This window comes from Candidatus Merdisoma sp. HCP28S3_D10, from assembly GCF_052065835.1.
In the GTDB taxonomy this organism is placed as follows: Bacteria; Bacillota; Clostridia; order Lachnospirales; family Lachnospiraceae; genus Laedolimicola.
Genome location: NZ_JBQHTG010000003.1, coordinates 132,601 through 149,090 on the forward strand (window position 1 = coordinate 132,601; position 16,490 = coordinate 149,090).

Genomic DNA, 16,490 nt, shown 5'->3' on the forward strand with positions numbered 1-16,490 from the left:
CCAAAGGAGGCTCTTTGTACAGTTTATGTCAAACTTTAACTATACAGAAGCGTCAAAAATTGGTAAAATGAAGATAATATTTGTACGAGATCCAGGCCTTCCGCTGCCCCCAGTGCGGCGGCGAGATTTACACCAATGACCATACCATTGCGGGCTTTTGCAGCTACTGCGGCGCGTCTGCGGTGCTGCAGCAGCGGACGGAGCAGATCAAAGTGCCTTTCCGGATTTTTCCATTTACCGTGGACAAGTCAGACTGCAGGAAGCGGTTCCGGGATTTTGTGAATCAGTGCGCCTATGTGCCGGAGGAGTATAAGAATCCGGAGGCGGAGCATGAATTCCGCGGAATCTACGTCCCCTCTCATTCCTATGAAGCGGAGGCGGAGGGCACGTACCAGATGAAGGGAAAGACTACCACTTATAACGGCAAGAAAAAAGGAAGACGGCACTATACGGTAAAGGAATGGGATATGAATATCGAGGCCTCCGGAAAGGTGACGGATATCACCCATGCGGCTTCTTCCTCTTTTCCGGACGAGCAGAGCGAGTGGATTCAGGACGGGATTGACCGGGGAAGCGGCCGGGTTTTCGCGCCGGGCTTTCTCTGCGGTTTCTATGCGGACACTGCCGACGTACCGCCGGAGGTCTATGAGCCGTATGCCGAGACTGTGGCCGGACAGAAGCTGGAGGATCAGTTAAATGCTAACCTGGCCGGTATGGATGTCACCCGGGCCAAACGGGAACCGGTTCTGCATACCCGTTATGCGGGCGACGTGCTGAAACCGGTCTGGTTCATGTCCTATCGGAACAGAGGGCGTGTAGCCTATGCGGCCATCGACGGGCGAAATGCGAATATCAGCTGTGACGTTCCCGTGGACAGTAAAAAATTTACAATCACATCCCTGATTCTGGCGGCTGTGTTATTTGTGATATTCAGCCTGTTTCAGGATCTGATGTTTACGGCAAAGACCATGCTGGGAATCACAGCCCTGTTTAACCTGGTGCTGTGGCATTCCAATATTAAGAGGCTTTATCAGAGAGAGGTTGCCCGGGAATACCGGGTAAAGAAGAAGCGCCGGAAGAAACGCCTGAGCAATGAAAAATGGAAGATTCCGCTGATTATAGTGGCCTCTGTCATTGGTACGCCCATCGGCATTTTCCTGATTACCTTTATCTTAGTGGCCTTCTGTGATACGGCCTACATGGAGAGCAGCAAGTCCCTGAAGGTGTTCCTGGCGCTGGTATCCGCAGTGTTCCAGCTGGTGCTCATTCTGAAGGATACGCCGAAGCGGACGAAGCTCTGGAAAAACCGGACCCGGACTCTGCCGGTAGACTGGCTTTGCCTGTTGGCGACGCTGCTGCTGGGCGTAACAGCTTATGTAAACCCGGTGGAGGATCTGTGGTATTATGCAGTGATCCTGGCGGCCTTCGGCGTGGACATTCTGATGCTTCTGGAAATTATCCGGGATTACAACTTAAGCTGTTCCCGGCCCATGCCGCAGTTTGAGCTTTATAAAGGAGGGCATAACCGTGAGTAGAGAAAAAGAGCCTTCTTTGGAAAATGGGGATTGCCTGCGCGGTGGTATTGGGCATTGGGCTTGGCATTCTGCTCATTGGAAATAAAACTGTTTTGGCGGCGGAACCGTGCGATATCATTTACGAGGATCAGGCAGAACTGGTGGGCGACGATGAAAAAGAAGCGGTTCTGGCCAGTATGGAGCCCATCTCCGAGTACGCCAACGTCATCTTCTATACCACAGAGGAAAAGGAGGCTTCCACTACGGCAGCGGTCTGTGAAAAGGTCTGCGCGGGATACTACGGCAGCTCCAAAAAGGCTCCTGTGGTCATGTTCACCATTGATATGTATCACAGGGAGATCTATCTGTACTGCACCGGTCCCACCCGGCATATTATCCGCAACCGGGACGCCAACTCCATTACAGATAATATCTATCGGCTGGCCAGCGCCAAACGCTACGACGATTGTGCCATCGGAGCCTTTGAGCAGTGCCAGAGACTTCTCACCGGCAGCAGCATCTGGCGGCCCATGCAGCGGATCAACAACCTGTTCCTGGCGATTATCCTGGGCTTCCTGCTCAACTACCTGTATCTGAGAGTAGCCCGGAGTATGACCGTTAAAAAAGAAAAAGTGCGGATGACTCCCTTTGATACCAACCGGTTTAAACTGAAGGTGTCCAAGCAGTGTATCCGTACCTACACGTTTACGGAAGCTGAAAGCTCCGGATCCGGCGGCGGAAGCGATTCCGGCGGAGGCGGATACAGTGGCGGAGGTGATTCTGGCGGAAGCTCCGGCGGAGGTCACAGCTTCTAAAAGCGATAGAGAGAATTTGAAATTACCCTGACAGAAAATGCCGGTTGACACAGGCTTTTCTTCGGGGTAATTTTTATAGCAGAAATAAAATGATATTTTTTAAAACTATTTCAAGGTTTCTGCCGTCTAACAGATAGAATGGAAGGAAAGGAGAACGGGACAGAAGATGAAAACAGCATCCTTACAGCAAAAAGTAGAAGACCAGATTCTGGACAATTATGAAGCCATGTACCGGCTGGCCTACTCTTATGTAAGAAACGAAGAAGACGCCCTGGACATTGTACAGGAAAGTGTATACAAGGCCATCAAAAACGCGGGCAAAGTGCAGCAGGAAGCCTATATCCGGACATGGCTCTGGCGCATTGTCATGAATACTGCCGTGGATCTGATCCGCAGCAGAAAGAATGAAACCGGACTGGAGGAAGCAGGAGAGACCGGAAAGGAAGATACCTATCAGGATTTCGATACCCTGGAGGCCCTGAATATTCTGGAGCCCAGGGAAAAGGCAGTGATTGTGCTGCGGTTTTTCGAGGATCAGAAGCTGGAGGACATCGCCCGGATGCTCCAGGAAAATACGAATACGGTGAAAACCATACTTTATCGAAGCCTGAAAAAGCTCAGAGTGGAATTAACGGAAGGAGAATTGCTCTATGAAGGATGAAAGGTTAAGGAAAATGAATCAGGAATATCATGAGATCCCCATTCCCGCAGAGCTTCGAAACCGCGTAAACGCAGGAATCCGGGCGGTGAAGAAGGAACGAAAGAGAAATAAAACGATCGTTTTCACAAAAACCGCGGGAGGAGCCGTTGCGGCAGCCCTTATCGCAATCACAGTCATGGTCAATTCCGGCGCCAATATCGCCCACGCCATGGCGAAAATCCCGGTGATCGGAGCTATCGCGGAGGTTGTCACCTTCCGGGAATATCAGGACAGCACCAATCAGATGTACGCCGACGTTAAGGTGCCGGAGGTAGAGGTGAAAAATGAAGACGGTACCGTCAATCAGGAAAGCACCGACGCCATCAACCAGAGTATCCAGGAATACACCGACGAGATCATTGCCCAGTATCAGGCAGACGTGGAGGCCGCAGACGGCCAGGGATATCAGGCGGTGGATCTGGACTATCAGGTGATTACCGATTCGGAGCGTCTGTTCTCTATCCGGTTTGATAAGCTGGTTATCATGGCCAGCGGCGAAGAAACAGTAAAAATTTACCATATTGATAAAAAGACCGGAGAGCTGATAAACTTAAGCGGCATATTCAAGGAAGGGGTCAATTACATCGATCCCATCAGTGAGAATATCCGGAAGCAGATGAAGGAGCAGATGGCTGCCGATGAGAATGTCACTTACTGGCTGGACAGCGACACCCCGGAATGGGATTTCAAGTCTATTACAGCAGACACCACCTTCTACATCAACGAGGAGGGCAGGCTGGTTATCGTATTTGACGAAGGAGAAGTAGCTCCCATGAGCATGGGCAGCGTGGAATTCACCATTCCGACGGAAGTGATTCAGGATATCGTGCAGGACGGATTTATAAAATAAAAAGTACATGAGAAAAGGGGAGCCGCGAAAGCAGCTTCCCCTTTTTGAGATAAATAGATTTATTTTTCCGGTCTGTACTTCCAGCCGGTTGCATCTAATTCCTTCAAAGCCTTTACAACGTGCTCGACGATTATATCGTTCATCTTCTTACCCTTCTCGGCGGTACCCTTGGTGGCATCGCCAGTCTGGGCAGTATCGGTCAGCTCAGAGAAATCCCATTTGATTTCTACTTCAGAAGGCAGATTTGGGATCACGCAAGTAGCGTATTCGGGTTCGCACCAATCCGGGAACAGGTAGTAAGCGATAGAGGTCTCTCCCTCACCTGCATGGCCCAGACCGTCCCATACCTCGAAGGTATCCTTCGGGAGCAGATTACCGGCTGCAACCCACCACTGGGTCAGGGCAGCGATCTGCGCGTCGGGATATTTCTCTTTGATCTTGCGGGAAGCAATCTCAATGGGGGCGATATTGCCATCGTGGCCGTTCATAATAAAGATATGGTTGATGCCGTTGCGCAGTACGGACTCGATGGTATCATACAGGACAGCAATGGTGGTGTCATAGCTGAAGGTCAGGGAGAAGGGGAAGCTGTCGTAATGGGCACTGTAGCCAATGGTAATAGGCGGAAGCACCATCATGCCGTCTACCTGGTCTGCGATTTGTTTGGAAAGCTTATAAGCTACCAGGGTATCGCAGCCCTCTGCGATATGCTGTCCGTGAGCCTCGCAGGAACCGATAGAGATGATTGCTTTTGTGAAGTGAGCTTCTTTCACCTGATGTGCCGTCATTTTCCATAATTCGTTCATCATAATATAAATCTCCTTTCAGGATACATAGTTAATGTAAATAAAGTCGTTTTTCAACAAAATCAATCTGATCAGCTGTAATCCGGTGAGCCTGCTCCAGATCTCTGCGTTTCATAGCCGCAGCCAGCTGTATGTGCATATCCAGAGAATTTTCCAGATTGGAGCGGCCGTCTATGAGAAGATCCCGACGCAATCGGTTAAACACATTTTCCAGGGCAGATATCAGGTAGGTATTCCTGGTAAGCCTGGCAATGGAAAGATGAAAGGTCAGATTCAGCTCATGGTACTGATTATTGAAATCCGGATCTTTCGGATCAAGGGTTCGATTGGCTAATTCGGAGATTTTTTCCAAATCAGAATCGGAAGCAAAACGAATCGTGTACTCCACTGCGCCGCATTCCAGAATGGAACGGTATTGACAGAGCTGTTGAAGCTCAGAAAGAGAGAGCTTGCGTATGAGATAACCCTTTCGTGGAATTTTCTCAAGGATCCCTTCCTGACAGAGCGTATTCAGAGCCTCTCTGGCAGGCGTTCTGCTCACCTGGAAGCGTGTGGATATCGCAGCTTCTGTAATAAACTGCTCGTCATAGACAAAATTGTTGATGTCGTTTCGCAGCTGATCCAGAATAGATTCTGTTGTAGAAAGATTTTTGGGTTGCGTGGTTAATGCCATAGAGTAATGTCTCCTCTTACAGTGGGAACAGACAGGGATAAATGAATTTAAGTTTATTATAAGTGCAATAATCAAAAGGATCAATGAGAAATTGACAGAAATATTTACGAAAATAAAGCAGACTTATTGGTATAAATGCTATTTTTTGCTGAATTATCTAAAAGCTATTGACGAGGAATGTATTTCTGTGATATACATCTGATATACATATATGCAGTCTGAGAGGAAATTCTTTTCGAACAACAGAGCAGGATGAATGAAACTAAGAAAACAGAAAGGAAAAGAGGTTTATGGATGAAAACAAAGTGAAAAAAGGTCCCCAGGAGTCGGAATATGATGATGGAGAATTTATGCTGGAACCGGTTCCGGTTACGGCACGTCGTTCCACAAAAAGTCAGTTCATGGTATGGATTGGATTTGGTTATGCAGTAACCGGTCTGATTATCGGTGGAACTTTGGGCGGTTACGGCGGAACCGGTGGAATGCCGCCTGCACAGGCTATGCTTGCGGTTATTCTGGGCATGGGTGCCCTGTATCTGATCACCTGTTTCCTTGGTATCGTAGCTCAGAAGACAGGTTTAAATCTGTCGCTTTTATCACGCTTTTCTTATGGCTATAAGGGAAGTGTTATTCCCATGGCAGTTATGGCTTTGCTGACCCTTGGATGGTTTTCTAGTATTTTGGGAATGATTGGAGACATCTGGGGAGCGTTTATCGGCAATCCTACAGGTATTATCGTATTTGATCCGTCTCAGTACGGCTTTACGGGTGTAGCTCCGATTACGCTGGAGGTTACGATTGCCTGCCTGATTTGGGGCATTGTATTTACTTATACCGCAGTACGCGGAATGGGTGCGATTGAAAAGGTATCCGATGTTTTTGCACCGCTGATTCTGATTGTTGCGGTCGTAGTAGGTGTGATTTTTGTAGTACAGGCTGGCGGCGTAGGTGGCTTTCTGGACGAGGCAAGCAGTCTTCATGGTCTGGGTATGGGTCAGGCGATTACCGCAGTAGTAGGAAGCTGGATTGCAGGCGCAGTTATGGGCGTAGATATGTTCCGCTTCAATAAGAGTGTAAAAGCAGTATGGGGCTGTGCGGCAGCCTGCTTTATTCTGACCAATCCGATTCTGAATATCGTCGGATATATCGGAACGGTACATATCGGCGATTTTAACTATGTGCTTTGGATGCTGGGCGTAAACCTGCTGGTTGCAATTCTGGGCGTAGTAGTATGGACCACTGCACTGTGGACCACCGATAACAGCGAGCTTTACTGTAACGCACTATATACAGGCCCATCTCTGAATGCTCTGGGTGTCAGAGTGCCGCGTAAAAAATTGGTTATTATCGCAGGCAGTGTGGGAACGATTCTGGGAACCTTTGCGTTCTATCAGCTGTTCTTTGCAAACTTTATCAATATTCTGGGTTCGATGGCCCCACCTCTCTGTGCCCCGATTCTTGCTGACTACTTTATCATCGGAAGAAAGAACAAAGATAAATACAATATGGAGCTGTTAAACAAGCATCCGAACTTCCGTTGGGCAGGAGTAATTTCCTTTATCATTGGAGCAATTCTCGGATTCGTATTCCAGTACAAGGTCCAGCTTCCTCTGGATCTTCCGGCAGGTCTGGTGGCAATGGTAATTTCCTTTATCATTTACATCGCTATTTACAAACTGACTCCGGACGCAAAGGTTGATGAGGAACTGGTAGCAGGATTAAAATAAGCGGTTATTTGAATAATATAAAAAGCAGGCCGGGCAATCAGTGACCGGCCTGCTTTTGGCGTAAGAAGTATTTTTTTAGTTCCCGTGGCGCTCCAGCCATTCTACAATCTCAGGAAATTCCATAAAATGGGAGGCCTTTACCAGAATGGAATCCCCAGGCAGAAGAAGCAGCGGCAGGGCCGTAAGAAGCTCCGCTTTGGCAGCAAAATGTCTGCAGATCAGCCGGCCTTCCGGATCCTTTGCCTGTACGCCCTTTACCAATTCCCGGGAAAGCTCACCTACGGCAAAGATGGCGTCGATCTGATCGTCTGCCGCATGGCAGCCTACGTTATAATGGAGCAGCTTTTCGTTTTCGCCAAGCTCGCCCATATCGCCCAGAATGGCCACCTTCCGTCCCAGGGCGTTGGTCAGAACGTCCAGGGAAGCTGCCATGGATACCGGGTTGGCGTTGTAGCAGTCGTCCAGAATATCCCATTTCTCCGTATGAATCAGATGATTGCGTCCGCTGACCGGCTTCAGCGCCTCGATTCCGGCCTGAATCTCGCGGAGCGTCAGTCCCAGCGCCAGACCCACGGCTGTACCTGCCAGCGCGTTATAGACCATGTGGTGGCCCGGAATCGGAATCAGCGCGGTAAAACGGCCCGCTTTTGTCACGAAGTCGCAGCGGCTGCCGCCCAGTCCCAGATTTTCCACATGCTCCGCATAGAGATCCAGAGAAGAATCCAGCCCAAAGAAAGTCGGCTTCGGCGTCCGGGACTTCAGGGTAATCAGCTTGTCGTCGTCGCCGTTTACAATAATCTGAGCGCCGGGCATGGCCTGTTCAAACATCTCGGTTTTGGCCTTCAGAATGCCGTCCCGGGTTTTCAGATTCTCCAGATGGCAGAGACCGATATTGGTCAGCACGCAGACCGTGGGCTTTGCCATGCGGGCAAGCCGGGTCATTTCTCCGAAGTCGCTGATTCCCATCTCCAGGACAGCCGCCTCGTGCTCCTCGCGGATACGGAAAATGGTCAGGGGCAGGCCGATTTCGTTGTTGAAATTGCCTTCGGTTTTCAGTACGTGAAAATGCTGTCCCAGAATGGAGGCAATCATTTCCTTGGTACTGGTCTTGCCCACGCTGCCGGAGATTCCCACCACCGGTATGGTCAGGGTACTGCGGTAATAGGCGGCAAGATCTTTTAAGGCCTCCAGTGTGGAAGCTACCTGGATATAAGGTCCGGCCGGATGATCCGGCGCGTCCTCACAGAGCACACAGGCAGCGCCCTTGGCGAAGACGGAAGGGATAAAGCTGTGGCCGTCCACACGTTCGCCCTTAACGGCGGCAAAGAGGAAGCCCGGCTCCACCTTTCGGCTGTCAATGACAACGCCTGTGACTTCGACAGATTTTAAGCCGTCATCTCCCACATAGGAGCCGCCGCAGGCTTTTGCGATTTCAGCTAAAGACATATGTTTCATTATCTTATACCTCGTTATGCTTCAGAGAAACCCGGATAAGCTCCTCGCACAGATCCTCAAAGGACATACCCAGAGCGGCGGCCTCCTGGGGCAGCAGGCTGGTGGGCGTCATGCCCGGCAGGGTGTTGGCCTCCAGACAGTACATTTCCAGTGTCTCGGTATCCAGCATAAAGTCCATGCGGGCGTAGGAGCGCATTCCCAGGGCTTCGAAGACCATCTCGGCGTAATGCTGCATGCTCCGGGTCAGATCCGCGGGCAGATCCGCCGGACAGGTCTCGATGGTGCTTCCCGCCTGGTATTTATTTTTATAATCATAGAAGCCATGAATAGGCGCGATTTCGATGATCGGGTAAGCCTTGCCGTCCACGACGCCTACGGAAAACTCACGGCCGGACACAAACTGCTCGATGATAACGTCATCTCCGAAGGAATAAGCGTCGTCAAGGGCCTTCGGAAGATCCTCCGGCTTTTCTACCCGGTAGGTGCCTACGCTGGATCCGCCGCAGGTGGTCTTCACCATGCAGGGATAGGGCACAGACGCCGGGTCAATCTGCTGGCCGTTTTTCGCGGTGATTCCCTTGGGCGTGGGGATACCGGCGGCCCGGAACAGCTGCTTGGACAGGCTCTTGTCCATGGCAAGGGCGCTGCTTAAGTATCCGGTTCCGGTGTAAGGAATGCCCATCAGATCGAAGGCAGCCTGCACGCGGCCGTCCTCGCCGTTGGCTCCGTGGAGTCCCAGAAATACGATATCGGCCATATTGCAGAGGGTCAGCACATTGGGGCCGAAGAGGCTCTTGCCGCCGTCCTTGCGAAGCTCCTTCAGATGAGACAGATCCGGCTGCTCGGCAGAGATGGCGGTTACGTCCTTATCCCATTCCACGTCGGCCTTAAAAAGATCCTCGTTGACAGGCAGCGCGCCCTCATAGCCCAGGTACAGATCCACCAGGATAGCCTCATGGCCTCTCTTTTTCAGCGCGCGGTAAATATTGCTTCCGGAAATCAGGGACACATCACGCTCGGTGCTGGTTCCTCCAGCTAAAACTACGATTTTCATAAGATCCTCCTATCTACAGCAGTGCCCGGTTTTTATCCAGCATTGCCTGAATTTTCTGCTGGGTGTAAGCGCCCAGAAATTTCTTCTCCTCTTTGGAAAGCTCGGAAACTAGAATCGGCTCGCCGTACTCCAGAATCACATGGCAGCGGCGGATAAACGGGATATGATTTTCAAAGATCTCCGCGGAATTGGTGATGGCCATGGGAATGATGGGACAGCCTGTCTTCTCTGCCATCTTCATGCTTCCTTCCTTAAAGGGCAGAAGCTCGTCGTGATGGTTGCGGGTACCCTCCGGAAAAATACAGATAGAAATTCCGTTTTTTATATATTCGATTCCCTTGAGAATCGTTTTCAGTCCGGCCTTGATATCCCCCCGGTCCAGGAACAGACAGTACAGGTTCTTCATCCAGTCCCGTAAAAGCGGATAGCGCAGCATCTCCACCTTGGCCACATAGCCCGTAAGGCGGGGACAGCGGGCGTAGGTCATAACGACGTCAAAATAGCTGCGGTGGTTGCCCACATAGAGAACCGCCCGATCTTTCGGCACATGCTCTTCGCCGATGACGGTAAGCTTTACGCCGGTCATGAAAAGAATCAGCTTAAAGGCTCCCTGCACCAGGCGGAGAGAGCTGTAATCCTTGGCGCGCTGATTGAATTTTCCGATGATCCACTCGATGAGTAGCACCGGGATTCCCAGAATCAGAAAGCCGAATAAAACAAGGGCTACCAGTATTAATCGAATCATAAAGGCCTCCTATCGTCCGAACAGCTCCGTCATCTGACGAAGTCCGCCGGCCATGCCGGAATTTAAGCTTCCCTCGCGGAACCGCCATTCCCAGTTATGTTCTGCGGTTCCCGGCGTATTCATGCGGCAGTCGCTGCCTGCCTTCAGGAGATCCTGTACCGGGAAAATCGCGTACCGGGCAATGGTGCCCAGGCAGATACGGATAAAGTCCCAGCTGACGCTGGAAGCGTCCGTGTTCATGTAACGGCGTACCTTATCACGGGCGTAGTCGCTCGTATGCTGGTACCAGCCCACCGTGGTGTCATTATCGTGGGTTCCGGTGTAGCAGATGCAGTTGCGGGTATCAAACTGATGGGGCAGAAAGCTGCTCTCGCCGCCCTCAAAGGCGAACTGGAGAATCCGCATGCCCGGGAAACCAAACTGGTCCCGGAGCGCTGTGACCTCCGGAGTAACCAGACCCAGATCCTCCGCAAAAATGGGCAGGTCATCGCCCAGCTTCTTCTGAATAGCCAGGAACAGTTCTGCGCCCGGTCCTTTCTTCCATTCACCGGTCATGGCGTTTTCCGCGTCTGCCGGAACCTCCCAGTAGGCCTCGAAGCCCCGGAAATGGTCGATACGGACGTAATCCACCTGGTCGAGCTGGTGCTTTACCCGTTGGATCCACCAACGGTAGCCCTCTTTTTTGTGCTCCTTCCAGTCATAGAGAGGATTGCCCCATTTCTGGCCGGTGGCGCTGAAATAGTCGGGGGGAACTCCGGCTACGGAAGAGGGATAGCCCTTGGTATCCACCTGGAACAGACGGCGGTTGGCCCAGACGTCTGCGCCGTCGGGGGATACGAAGATGGGAATATCGCCTACGATGGCGATTCCCTTATCGTTGGCATAGCGCTTCAGAGTATGCCACTGGGTATAAAACATAAACTGCAGGAAGGCCTGATAGTGGATTTGATCCTTTAGCTCTTTCTCCCAGAAGATCCGGTTCTGCCGGTCCAGATTCCGCAGGGATTCCGGCCATTTGGTCCAGGAAAGGCCGTCCTGTTCGTCCCTCAGGGCCATGTACAGGCAGTAATCTGCCAGCCAGTCCTCGTTGTCCTGGCAGAAGGTATCGTAGTCCCTCTGAAGCTCCTTGTTCTCAGAATGGGCAAAGCGCTCATAGGCCTTCTGATAGAGCGGGTATTTATATTCCCGTACCCGGTCATAGTCTACCCGGTCCGGGTTGAAATCAGGAAGCTGTGACAGGTCAGCCTGCTCCAGAAGTCCGGCCTTCAAAAGCAGCTCCGGGCTAATGAGCAACGGTTCCCCCGCAAATACGGAATATCCCTGATAGGGGGAATTTCCGAAGGAAGTGATGGGTACCATGGGCAGGATCTGCCACAGGTGCTGACCGCTTTCTGCGAGAAAATCTATAAAATCATAGGCACCCTTTCCGAAATCACCGATTCCGTACGGAGAGGGAAAGGAAGTGGGGTGAGCCAGAACGCCGCTGTACCGGTAGTTGACCGGATCCTCGGTGGTAGTCATTTTTAAACGCATAATAATCCTCCTTGGGGTGGAAATCCACCTTTCGCTATTATAATAAAAAAGCCGTTAAAAAACAAGGATTACGGGGTTATTTTCCAAATTAAAGAACATAGACTGGTGGTATTTGGGCAGAGGGGCGCATAGACTGGTAGAAAGGAAACTGGGAGGTACAAGAAATGGAGCTTGTCCGAAAAACCATCCGCATGACCAGGCAGAAGGGAAAAGCAGTCAGCCAGATGACGCTGGATGAGGATTATAATATTTCGGAAACCATGCCGGACGCCGGAATGCTGGTGCAGGAAAAGGGAACGCTGGAAATCGGGGAGATCCGGGCGGAAAACGGCCGGGCGCTGGTGCAGGGAAAACTGAATTTCGATGTGCTTTATATGGACGATCTGGAGGAGAGCGGACTACATAGCGTCCGGGGACAGATTCCCTTTGAGGAAGCCCTGAATGTGGAGACAGCCCGGGACGGAGACAGCCTGAAGCTTACCTGGACGCTGGAGGATATCTCGGCCGTCCTGATCAATTCCCGGAAAATCGGAATCCGGGCAGTGGGCACGCTGGAGGTGACCGTAGAGGAGCTGGCAGAGGAGGAACTGCCCACAGAGGCACAGGAGGGCGAGGCAGAGATCCGGACGGAACACCTGAAGGCCGCAGTCCTGACGGTACAGAAAAAGGATACCTGCCGGGTCCGGGATGAAATCATTCTTCCTGCCAACAAGCCGAATATAGGGAAGCTGATCTGGCAGGATGTGAGCCTGCGGAGTATGGAAGTCCGTCCCGGGGAGGAGGAGCTTCTGGTCAAGGGGGAGCTGCTGGTATTTGTATTGTATGAGTGCGAGAAGGAGCAGAAGATGGGCTGGCTGGAGCAGAGCCTTCCCTTCAGCACACGGCTGGATATGAGCGGAAGCCGGGAAGGCGTGGCCGCAGGCCTGGGTCTTCGCCTGGCCGGGGCAGAGCTGGAGGTGAAGCCAGATTACGACGGCGAGCTGCGGGTGCTTCATGTGGATACGGTGCTGGGTCTGGATATCCGGATGTATGAGGAAGAAGAGCTGGACGTCATTACCGATCTGTATAGTCTGAAAAAGGAGCTGATACCGGTAAAGGAACGGGCGGATTATGAACGTCTTCTGATCTGCAGCAGCTCCCGGTGCCGGGCAGCCGGGCGGATCCGGGCCGACCATCCGGAGACACAGATCCTGCAGATCTGCCACAGCAGCGGCGAGGTACGGCTGGACGACTGCCGGGTCAGTGAGCAGGGCCTGCGGATAGAGGGTGCGTTACAGGTAGAGATATTGTACATCACCTCCGACGACAGCCACCCCATTTTGCGCAAAAAGGAAAATATTCCCTTTGAGCATCAGATAGATGTGCCGGGAATCACAGAAAATCATGTGCGTTATCTGGACTGTATGCTGGATCAGCTGGCGGTAGATATGGTCGGCGGCGGGGAGCTGGAGGTGAAGGCCGTGATACTCCTGAATCTGCTGGTACTGGCAAAGGAAAGCGTGGAGTCGGTGAAGGAGGTAACGGAGAAGCCCCTTAATCCGGAAGAACTGAAGGCGCTGCCGGCCTTTACCCTGTATACAGTACAGCCCCGGGACACCCTCTGGGATATCGCCAGGGGCTGTCGCAGCACCGGCGCGCATATCTGTGAAATGAATGATTGTACGCCGGAGGAAATCCGTCCGGGAAGGAAGCTGATCCTGGTAAAGGAATTGGGATAAAAACGGGAAAAACAAAAGGGTCGGGGGTAAAGATTTCTTGCATTTTACCCCCGTTTTTGTTATACTGTGTATACAAAAAACACAGGAAGTACAATACTATGGATAAGATGCAGTTAAAGGCACTGGCAAAGATTAATCTGGGTCTGGACGTGCTCCGTAAAAGGGAAGATGGTTACCATGACGTGCGGATGATTATGCAGACAGTGCGTATTTTTGATCGTCTTGCGCTGGTAAAGCAGGACAAAGAAGGAATCCGGGTCAGAACGAATCTTTATTATCTGCCCGCAAATGAAAATAACCTGGTGTATAAGGCTGCGAATCTGCTGTTTGAGGAATTTGACATCCGGGGCGGACTTTCCATTGACCTGAAGAAATATATTCCGGTAGCGGCAGGCATGGCGGGAGGAAGCTCCGACGCGGCAGCCGTTTTATACGGCCTGAACCGTATGTACGGTCTGGGCTTAAGCCAGGAGCAGCTCATGGAGCGGGCTGTGAAGATCGGGGCAGACGTACCCTATTGCATTATGCGGGGAACCGCTCTGGCAGAGGGAATCGGAGAGAAGCTGACTCCCTTGCCGCCTATGCCGCCCTGCAATATTCTGGTGGCCAAGCCCGGAATCAGCGTGTCCACCAAGTATGTCTACGAGAATCTCCACGCCAATGATCTGAGGCCGGATCAGCATCCGGATATTGACGGGGTTCTGGAGGCGCTGAAAAAGCAGGATCTTGCCGGCATGGCAGAAGCCCTGCGAAACGGCAATGTGCTGGAGACCGTGACGGCGGAGGCCTATCCGGTTATCGGAAAGCTGAAAGAAACCATGGAGGCGAACGGGGCAGCCGTGGCGTTGATGAGTGGCAGCGGCCCGACTGTATTCGGTATCTATGAGGATCGGATGCAGGCCCGCAGAGCCATGGCGGCTATCCGAAAGAGCCGTCTGGCCCGACAGCTGTTTCTGACGACGCCTTACAATAATAACAACAGGAGGAATGGCTGATGAGTCAGGAAATAAACGCAACTATGAATGAATATCTTCCACTGCGGGATGTGGTATTCCAGACTCTGCGTCAGGCAATCCTGCGCGGAGAACTGGAACCGGGCGAGCGTCTGATGGAGATTCATCTGGCCGATCGTCTGGGCGTGAGCCGTACCCCGATCCGGGAGGCTATCCGAAAGCTGGAGCTGGAGGGACTGGTTGTGATGATTCCCCGAAGAGGAGCCATTGTAGCCAGCATTACCGAAAAGGATCTGAAGGATGTACTGGAGGTGCGTCGGACACTGGAGATTATGGCGGCTGAGATAGCCTGCGACCGGATTACGCCGGAGCTTTTAGAGGAGCTTGCCCAGGCCGGAGAAGAATTCCGGAAGCTGAAGGATTCTGACGATTATACCAGCCTGGCGGCAGCGGACGTAAAATTCCACGATATCATTTATGCCGCAACGGACAACCAGCGTCTGATCAGCATCCTGAATAACCTGCGGGAGCAGATGTACCGCTACCGGCTGGAGTATCTGAAGGATACCGGAAGCCACGGAAAGCTGGACGGCGAGCACCAGGTAATCTATGAAAGCATCAAAAACGGCAACCGGGAAGCGGTGCGGGCCATGGTAGGTCAGCACATCGACAACCAGAAGGCAGCCATTCTGGCGGCTATCCGGGAAAATGAGAAGAAAAAAGCCGAAAAGCCGTAAGAGAACGGTATAAAACAGATGAAAACAGGGTATCCTCCGGAAAAACAAGAAAAGATCCGGAGGAGCCATGGAAAAGAAACACAGAAAACAGATCATAGAAGAAAGAATACAGGATATCGAAACATTTGTCAGAAGACATGGAGAGCTGGTATTGCTTTTGCTGTCCCTTATACTTGGAATGGCAGGAACCTGCCTGTACGCGGAATATGTCCGGGAGCCGGAGCCTGTTCCTGTGGAACAGACAGCCTGGTGGGGCGGACTATACCCGGAGTATTGTGTGCCTGGGACGGACAGCAAGGAGGTACGGGTTCAGTTTCGATATCTGACTTTTTTAAATAAAATGGTAGATTCCAGTCAGGTTAGGAGAGACAGATGAGTGATTTAAGAGAGGCCCCCATCGGCGTCTTTGATTCGGGAATCGGCGGTCTGACCGTGGCGCGGGAGATTATGCGCCAGATTCCGGAGGAGCGGATCGTGTATTTTGGCGATACGGCCCGGGTTCCCTACGGAAGTAAGAGCGGCAGCACCATTATCCGCTATTCCTGTCAGATAGGACGCTTCCTGCAGACCAGAGGCGTGAAGGCTATCGTGGTGGCCTGCAATACAGCCAGCGCGTATGCGCTGGACGCCCTGCAGCAGGAGGTAGACGTGCCGGTCATCGGTGTGGTGCGGCCGGGAGCCCGCGTGGCGGCCCGGGAAAGCGTCGGAGGCAACATCGGCGTCATCGGCACCGCGGCGACGGTGGGCAGCCATATTTATCAGAAATACATACAGAGCCTACGGCCGGAGGCACAGGTGTTTGAAAAGGCCTGTCCCCTGTTTGTGCCGTTGGTGGAAGAGGGCTGGCGGAAGGATCCGGTGACCCACATAGTGGCAGAGCGTTATCTGCAGGAGATGAAGGAGCGGAAGGTGGATACCCTGATTCTGGGCTGTACCCATTACCCACTGCTGCGTTCCATGGTGGCGGATATCATGGGGCCGGACGTGGTTCTGGTGAATCCGGCGTATGAGACAGCCATGGAGCTGAAACGGCTTCTGCGTCAGGAGCAGCTGGAAAATCAGGGAGACAGCAAGATTGCGGAGAATCCCTATGAGTTCTTTGTCAGCGATCAGGCGGAGAAATTCCGGGCCTTCGCGGATTCCATTCTGCCCATTGATATTACGATGGCGAAGCTGGTTCCCATTGAGGAATATTGAAAAGAGGAAGAAC

Annotated in this window: 16 protein-coding genes; 10 read left to right on the forward strand and 6 right to left on the reverse strand. The window is 52.1% G+C overall.

All coding sequences use genetic code 11. The features are described 5' to 3' along the window. Positions 1-80: 80 nt before the first annotated feature. From ACTNCH_RS08970 to ACTNCH_RS08985, 4 genes are all read left to right on the forward strand, one after another. Positions 81-1,535 (forward strand): hypothetical protein, encoded by a 1,455-nt coding sequence (locus ACTNCH_RS08970; protein WP_441018636.1) that lies wholly within the window; start codon positions 81-83, stop codon positions 1,533-1,535. Between the two features lie 23 nt (positions 1,536-1,558). Beyond that, positions 1,559-2,329 (forward strand): hypothetical protein, encoded by a 771-nt coding sequence (locus ACTNCH_RS08975; protein WP_441018638.1) that lies wholly within the window; start codon positions 1,559-1,561, stop codon positions 2,327-2,329. Between the two features lie 166 nt (positions 2,330-2,495). Next, positions 2,496-2,990, forward strand: coding sequence for a sigma-70 family RNA polymerase sigma factor (locus tag ACTNCH_RS08980; RefSeq protein WP_441018640.1), 495 nt, complete (start codon positions 2,496-2,498; stop codon positions 2,988-2,990). Beyond that, positions 2,980-3,879, forward strand: coding sequence for a DUF3298 domain-containing protein (locus tag ACTNCH_RS08985; RefSeq protein WP_441018642.1), 900 nt, complete (start codon positions 2,980-2,982; stop codon positions 3,877-3,879). The genes ACTNCH_RS08980 and ACTNCH_RS08985 overlap by 11 nt, the downstream gene beginning before the upstream one ends. Positions 3,880-3,938: 59 nt before the next feature. Here ACTNCH_RS08985 and ACTNCH_RS08990 read toward each other — a convergent pair whose 3' ends face one another. Continuing rightward, the gene (locus ACTNCH_RS08990; protein ID WP_441018644.1) at positions 3,939-4,688 is read right to left on the reverse strand and encodes a creatininase family protein; all 750 of its coding nucleotides are present in this window, start codon (positions 4,686-4,688) and stop codon (positions 3,939-3,941) included. Between the two features lie 28 nt (positions 4,689-4,716). Then, the gene (locus ACTNCH_RS08995) at positions 4,717-5,358 is read right to left on the reverse strand and encodes a GntR family transcriptional regulator (RefSeq protein WP_441018646.1); all 642 of its coding nucleotides are present in this window, start codon (positions 5,356-5,358) and stop codon (positions 4,717-4,719) included. A 290-nt stretch (positions 5,359-5,648) separates the two neighbouring features. Here ACTNCH_RS08995 and ACTNCH_RS09000 point away from each other — a divergent pair, with 290 nt between their 5' ends. Continuing rightward, a complete protein-coding gene (locus ACTNCH_RS09000) occupies positions 5,649-7,085 on the forward strand; it encodes a purine-cytosine permease family protein (protein WP_441018648.1) in 1,437 nt (478 codons plus the stop codon). A 75-nt stretch (positions 7,086-7,160) separates the two neighbouring features. Here the strand turns inward: ACTNCH_RS09000 and ACTNCH_RS09005 are convergent, their stop codons facing one another. Genes ACTNCH_RS09005 through malQ form a run of 4 tightly spaced genes read right to left on the reverse strand, consistent with a single transcriptional unit; the run spans position 7,161 to position 11,872 of the window. Further along, positions 7,161-8,540: a UDP-N-acetylmuramoyl-tripeptide--D-alanyl-D-alanine ligase gene (locus tag ACTNCH_RS09005; RefSeq protein ID WP_441018650.1), complete on the reverse strand. Its 1,380-nt coding sequence runs from the start codon at positions 8,538-8,540 to the stop codon at positions 7,161-7,163. A gap of 4 nt (positions 8,541-8,544) precedes the next feature. Beyond that, the gene (locus tag ACTNCH_RS09010; RefSeq protein ID WP_441018652.1) at positions 8,545-9,594 is read right to left on the reverse strand and encodes a D-alanine--D-alanine ligase family protein; all 1,050 of its coding nucleotides are present in this window, start codon (positions 9,592-9,594) and stop codon (positions 8,545-8,547) included. A 13-nt stretch (positions 9,595-9,607) separates the two neighbouring features. Next, positions 9,608-10,339: a lysophospholipid acyltransferase family protein gene (locus ACTNCH_RS09015; protein WP_441018654.1), complete on the reverse strand. Its 732-nt coding sequence runs from the start codon at positions 10,337-10,339 to the stop codon at positions 9,608-9,610. 9 nt (positions 10,340-10,348) lie between these two features. Then, a complete protein-coding gene (gene malQ / locus ACTNCH_RS09020) occupies positions 10,349-11,872 on the reverse strand; it encodes a 4-alpha-glucanotransferase (RefSeq protein ID WP_441018656.1) in 1,524 nt (507 codons plus the stop codon). A gap of 164 nt (positions 11,873-12,036) precedes the next feature. Between malQ and ACTNCH_RS09025 the strand changes: the two genes are divergently transcribed. The 5 genes from ACTNCH_RS09025 (at position 12,037) to murI (ending at position 16,477) form a co-directional block, all read left to right on the forward strand. Next, complete coding sequence (locus ACTNCH_RS09025; RefSeq protein WP_441018658.1) at positions 12,037-13,590, forward strand: DUF3794 and LysM peptidoglycan-binding domain-containing protein; 1,554 nt, start codon at positions 12,037-12,039, stop codon at positions 13,588-13,590. 98 nt (positions 13,591-13,688) lie between these two features. Beyond that, positions 13,689-14,585, forward strand: a complete 897-nt coding sequence (gene ispE / locus ACTNCH_RS09030; RefSeq protein ID WP_441018660.1) for a 4-(cytidine 5'-diphospho)-2-C-methyl-D-erythritol kinase — start codon at positions 13,689-13,691, stop codon at positions 14,583-14,585. Continuing rightward, positions 14,585-15,280 carry a GntR family transcriptional regulator gene (locus tag ACTNCH_RS09035; RefSeq protein ID WP_441018662.1) on the forward strand — a complete coding sequence of 232 codons (696 nt, stop codon included), beginning with the start codon at positions 14,585-14,587 and terminating at the stop codon, positions 15,278-15,280. Before ispE ends, ACTNCH_RS09035 begins: the two co-directional genes overlap by 1 nt. Before the next feature lie 67 nt (positions 15,281-15,347). Next, positions 15,348-15,656: a hypothetical protein gene (locus ACTNCH_RS09040; protein WP_441018664.1), complete on the forward strand. Its 309-nt coding sequence runs from the start codon at positions 15,348-15,350 to the stop codon at positions 15,654-15,656. After that, positions 15,653-16,477, forward strand: coding sequence for a glutamate racemase (murI, locus tag ACTNCH_RS09045; protein ID WP_441018666.1), 825 nt, complete (start codon positions 15,653-15,655; stop codon positions 16,475-16,477). Before ACTNCH_RS09040 ends, murI begins: the two co-directional genes overlap by 4 nt. The last annotated feature ends 13 nt before the right edge of the window (positions 16,478-16,490 follow it).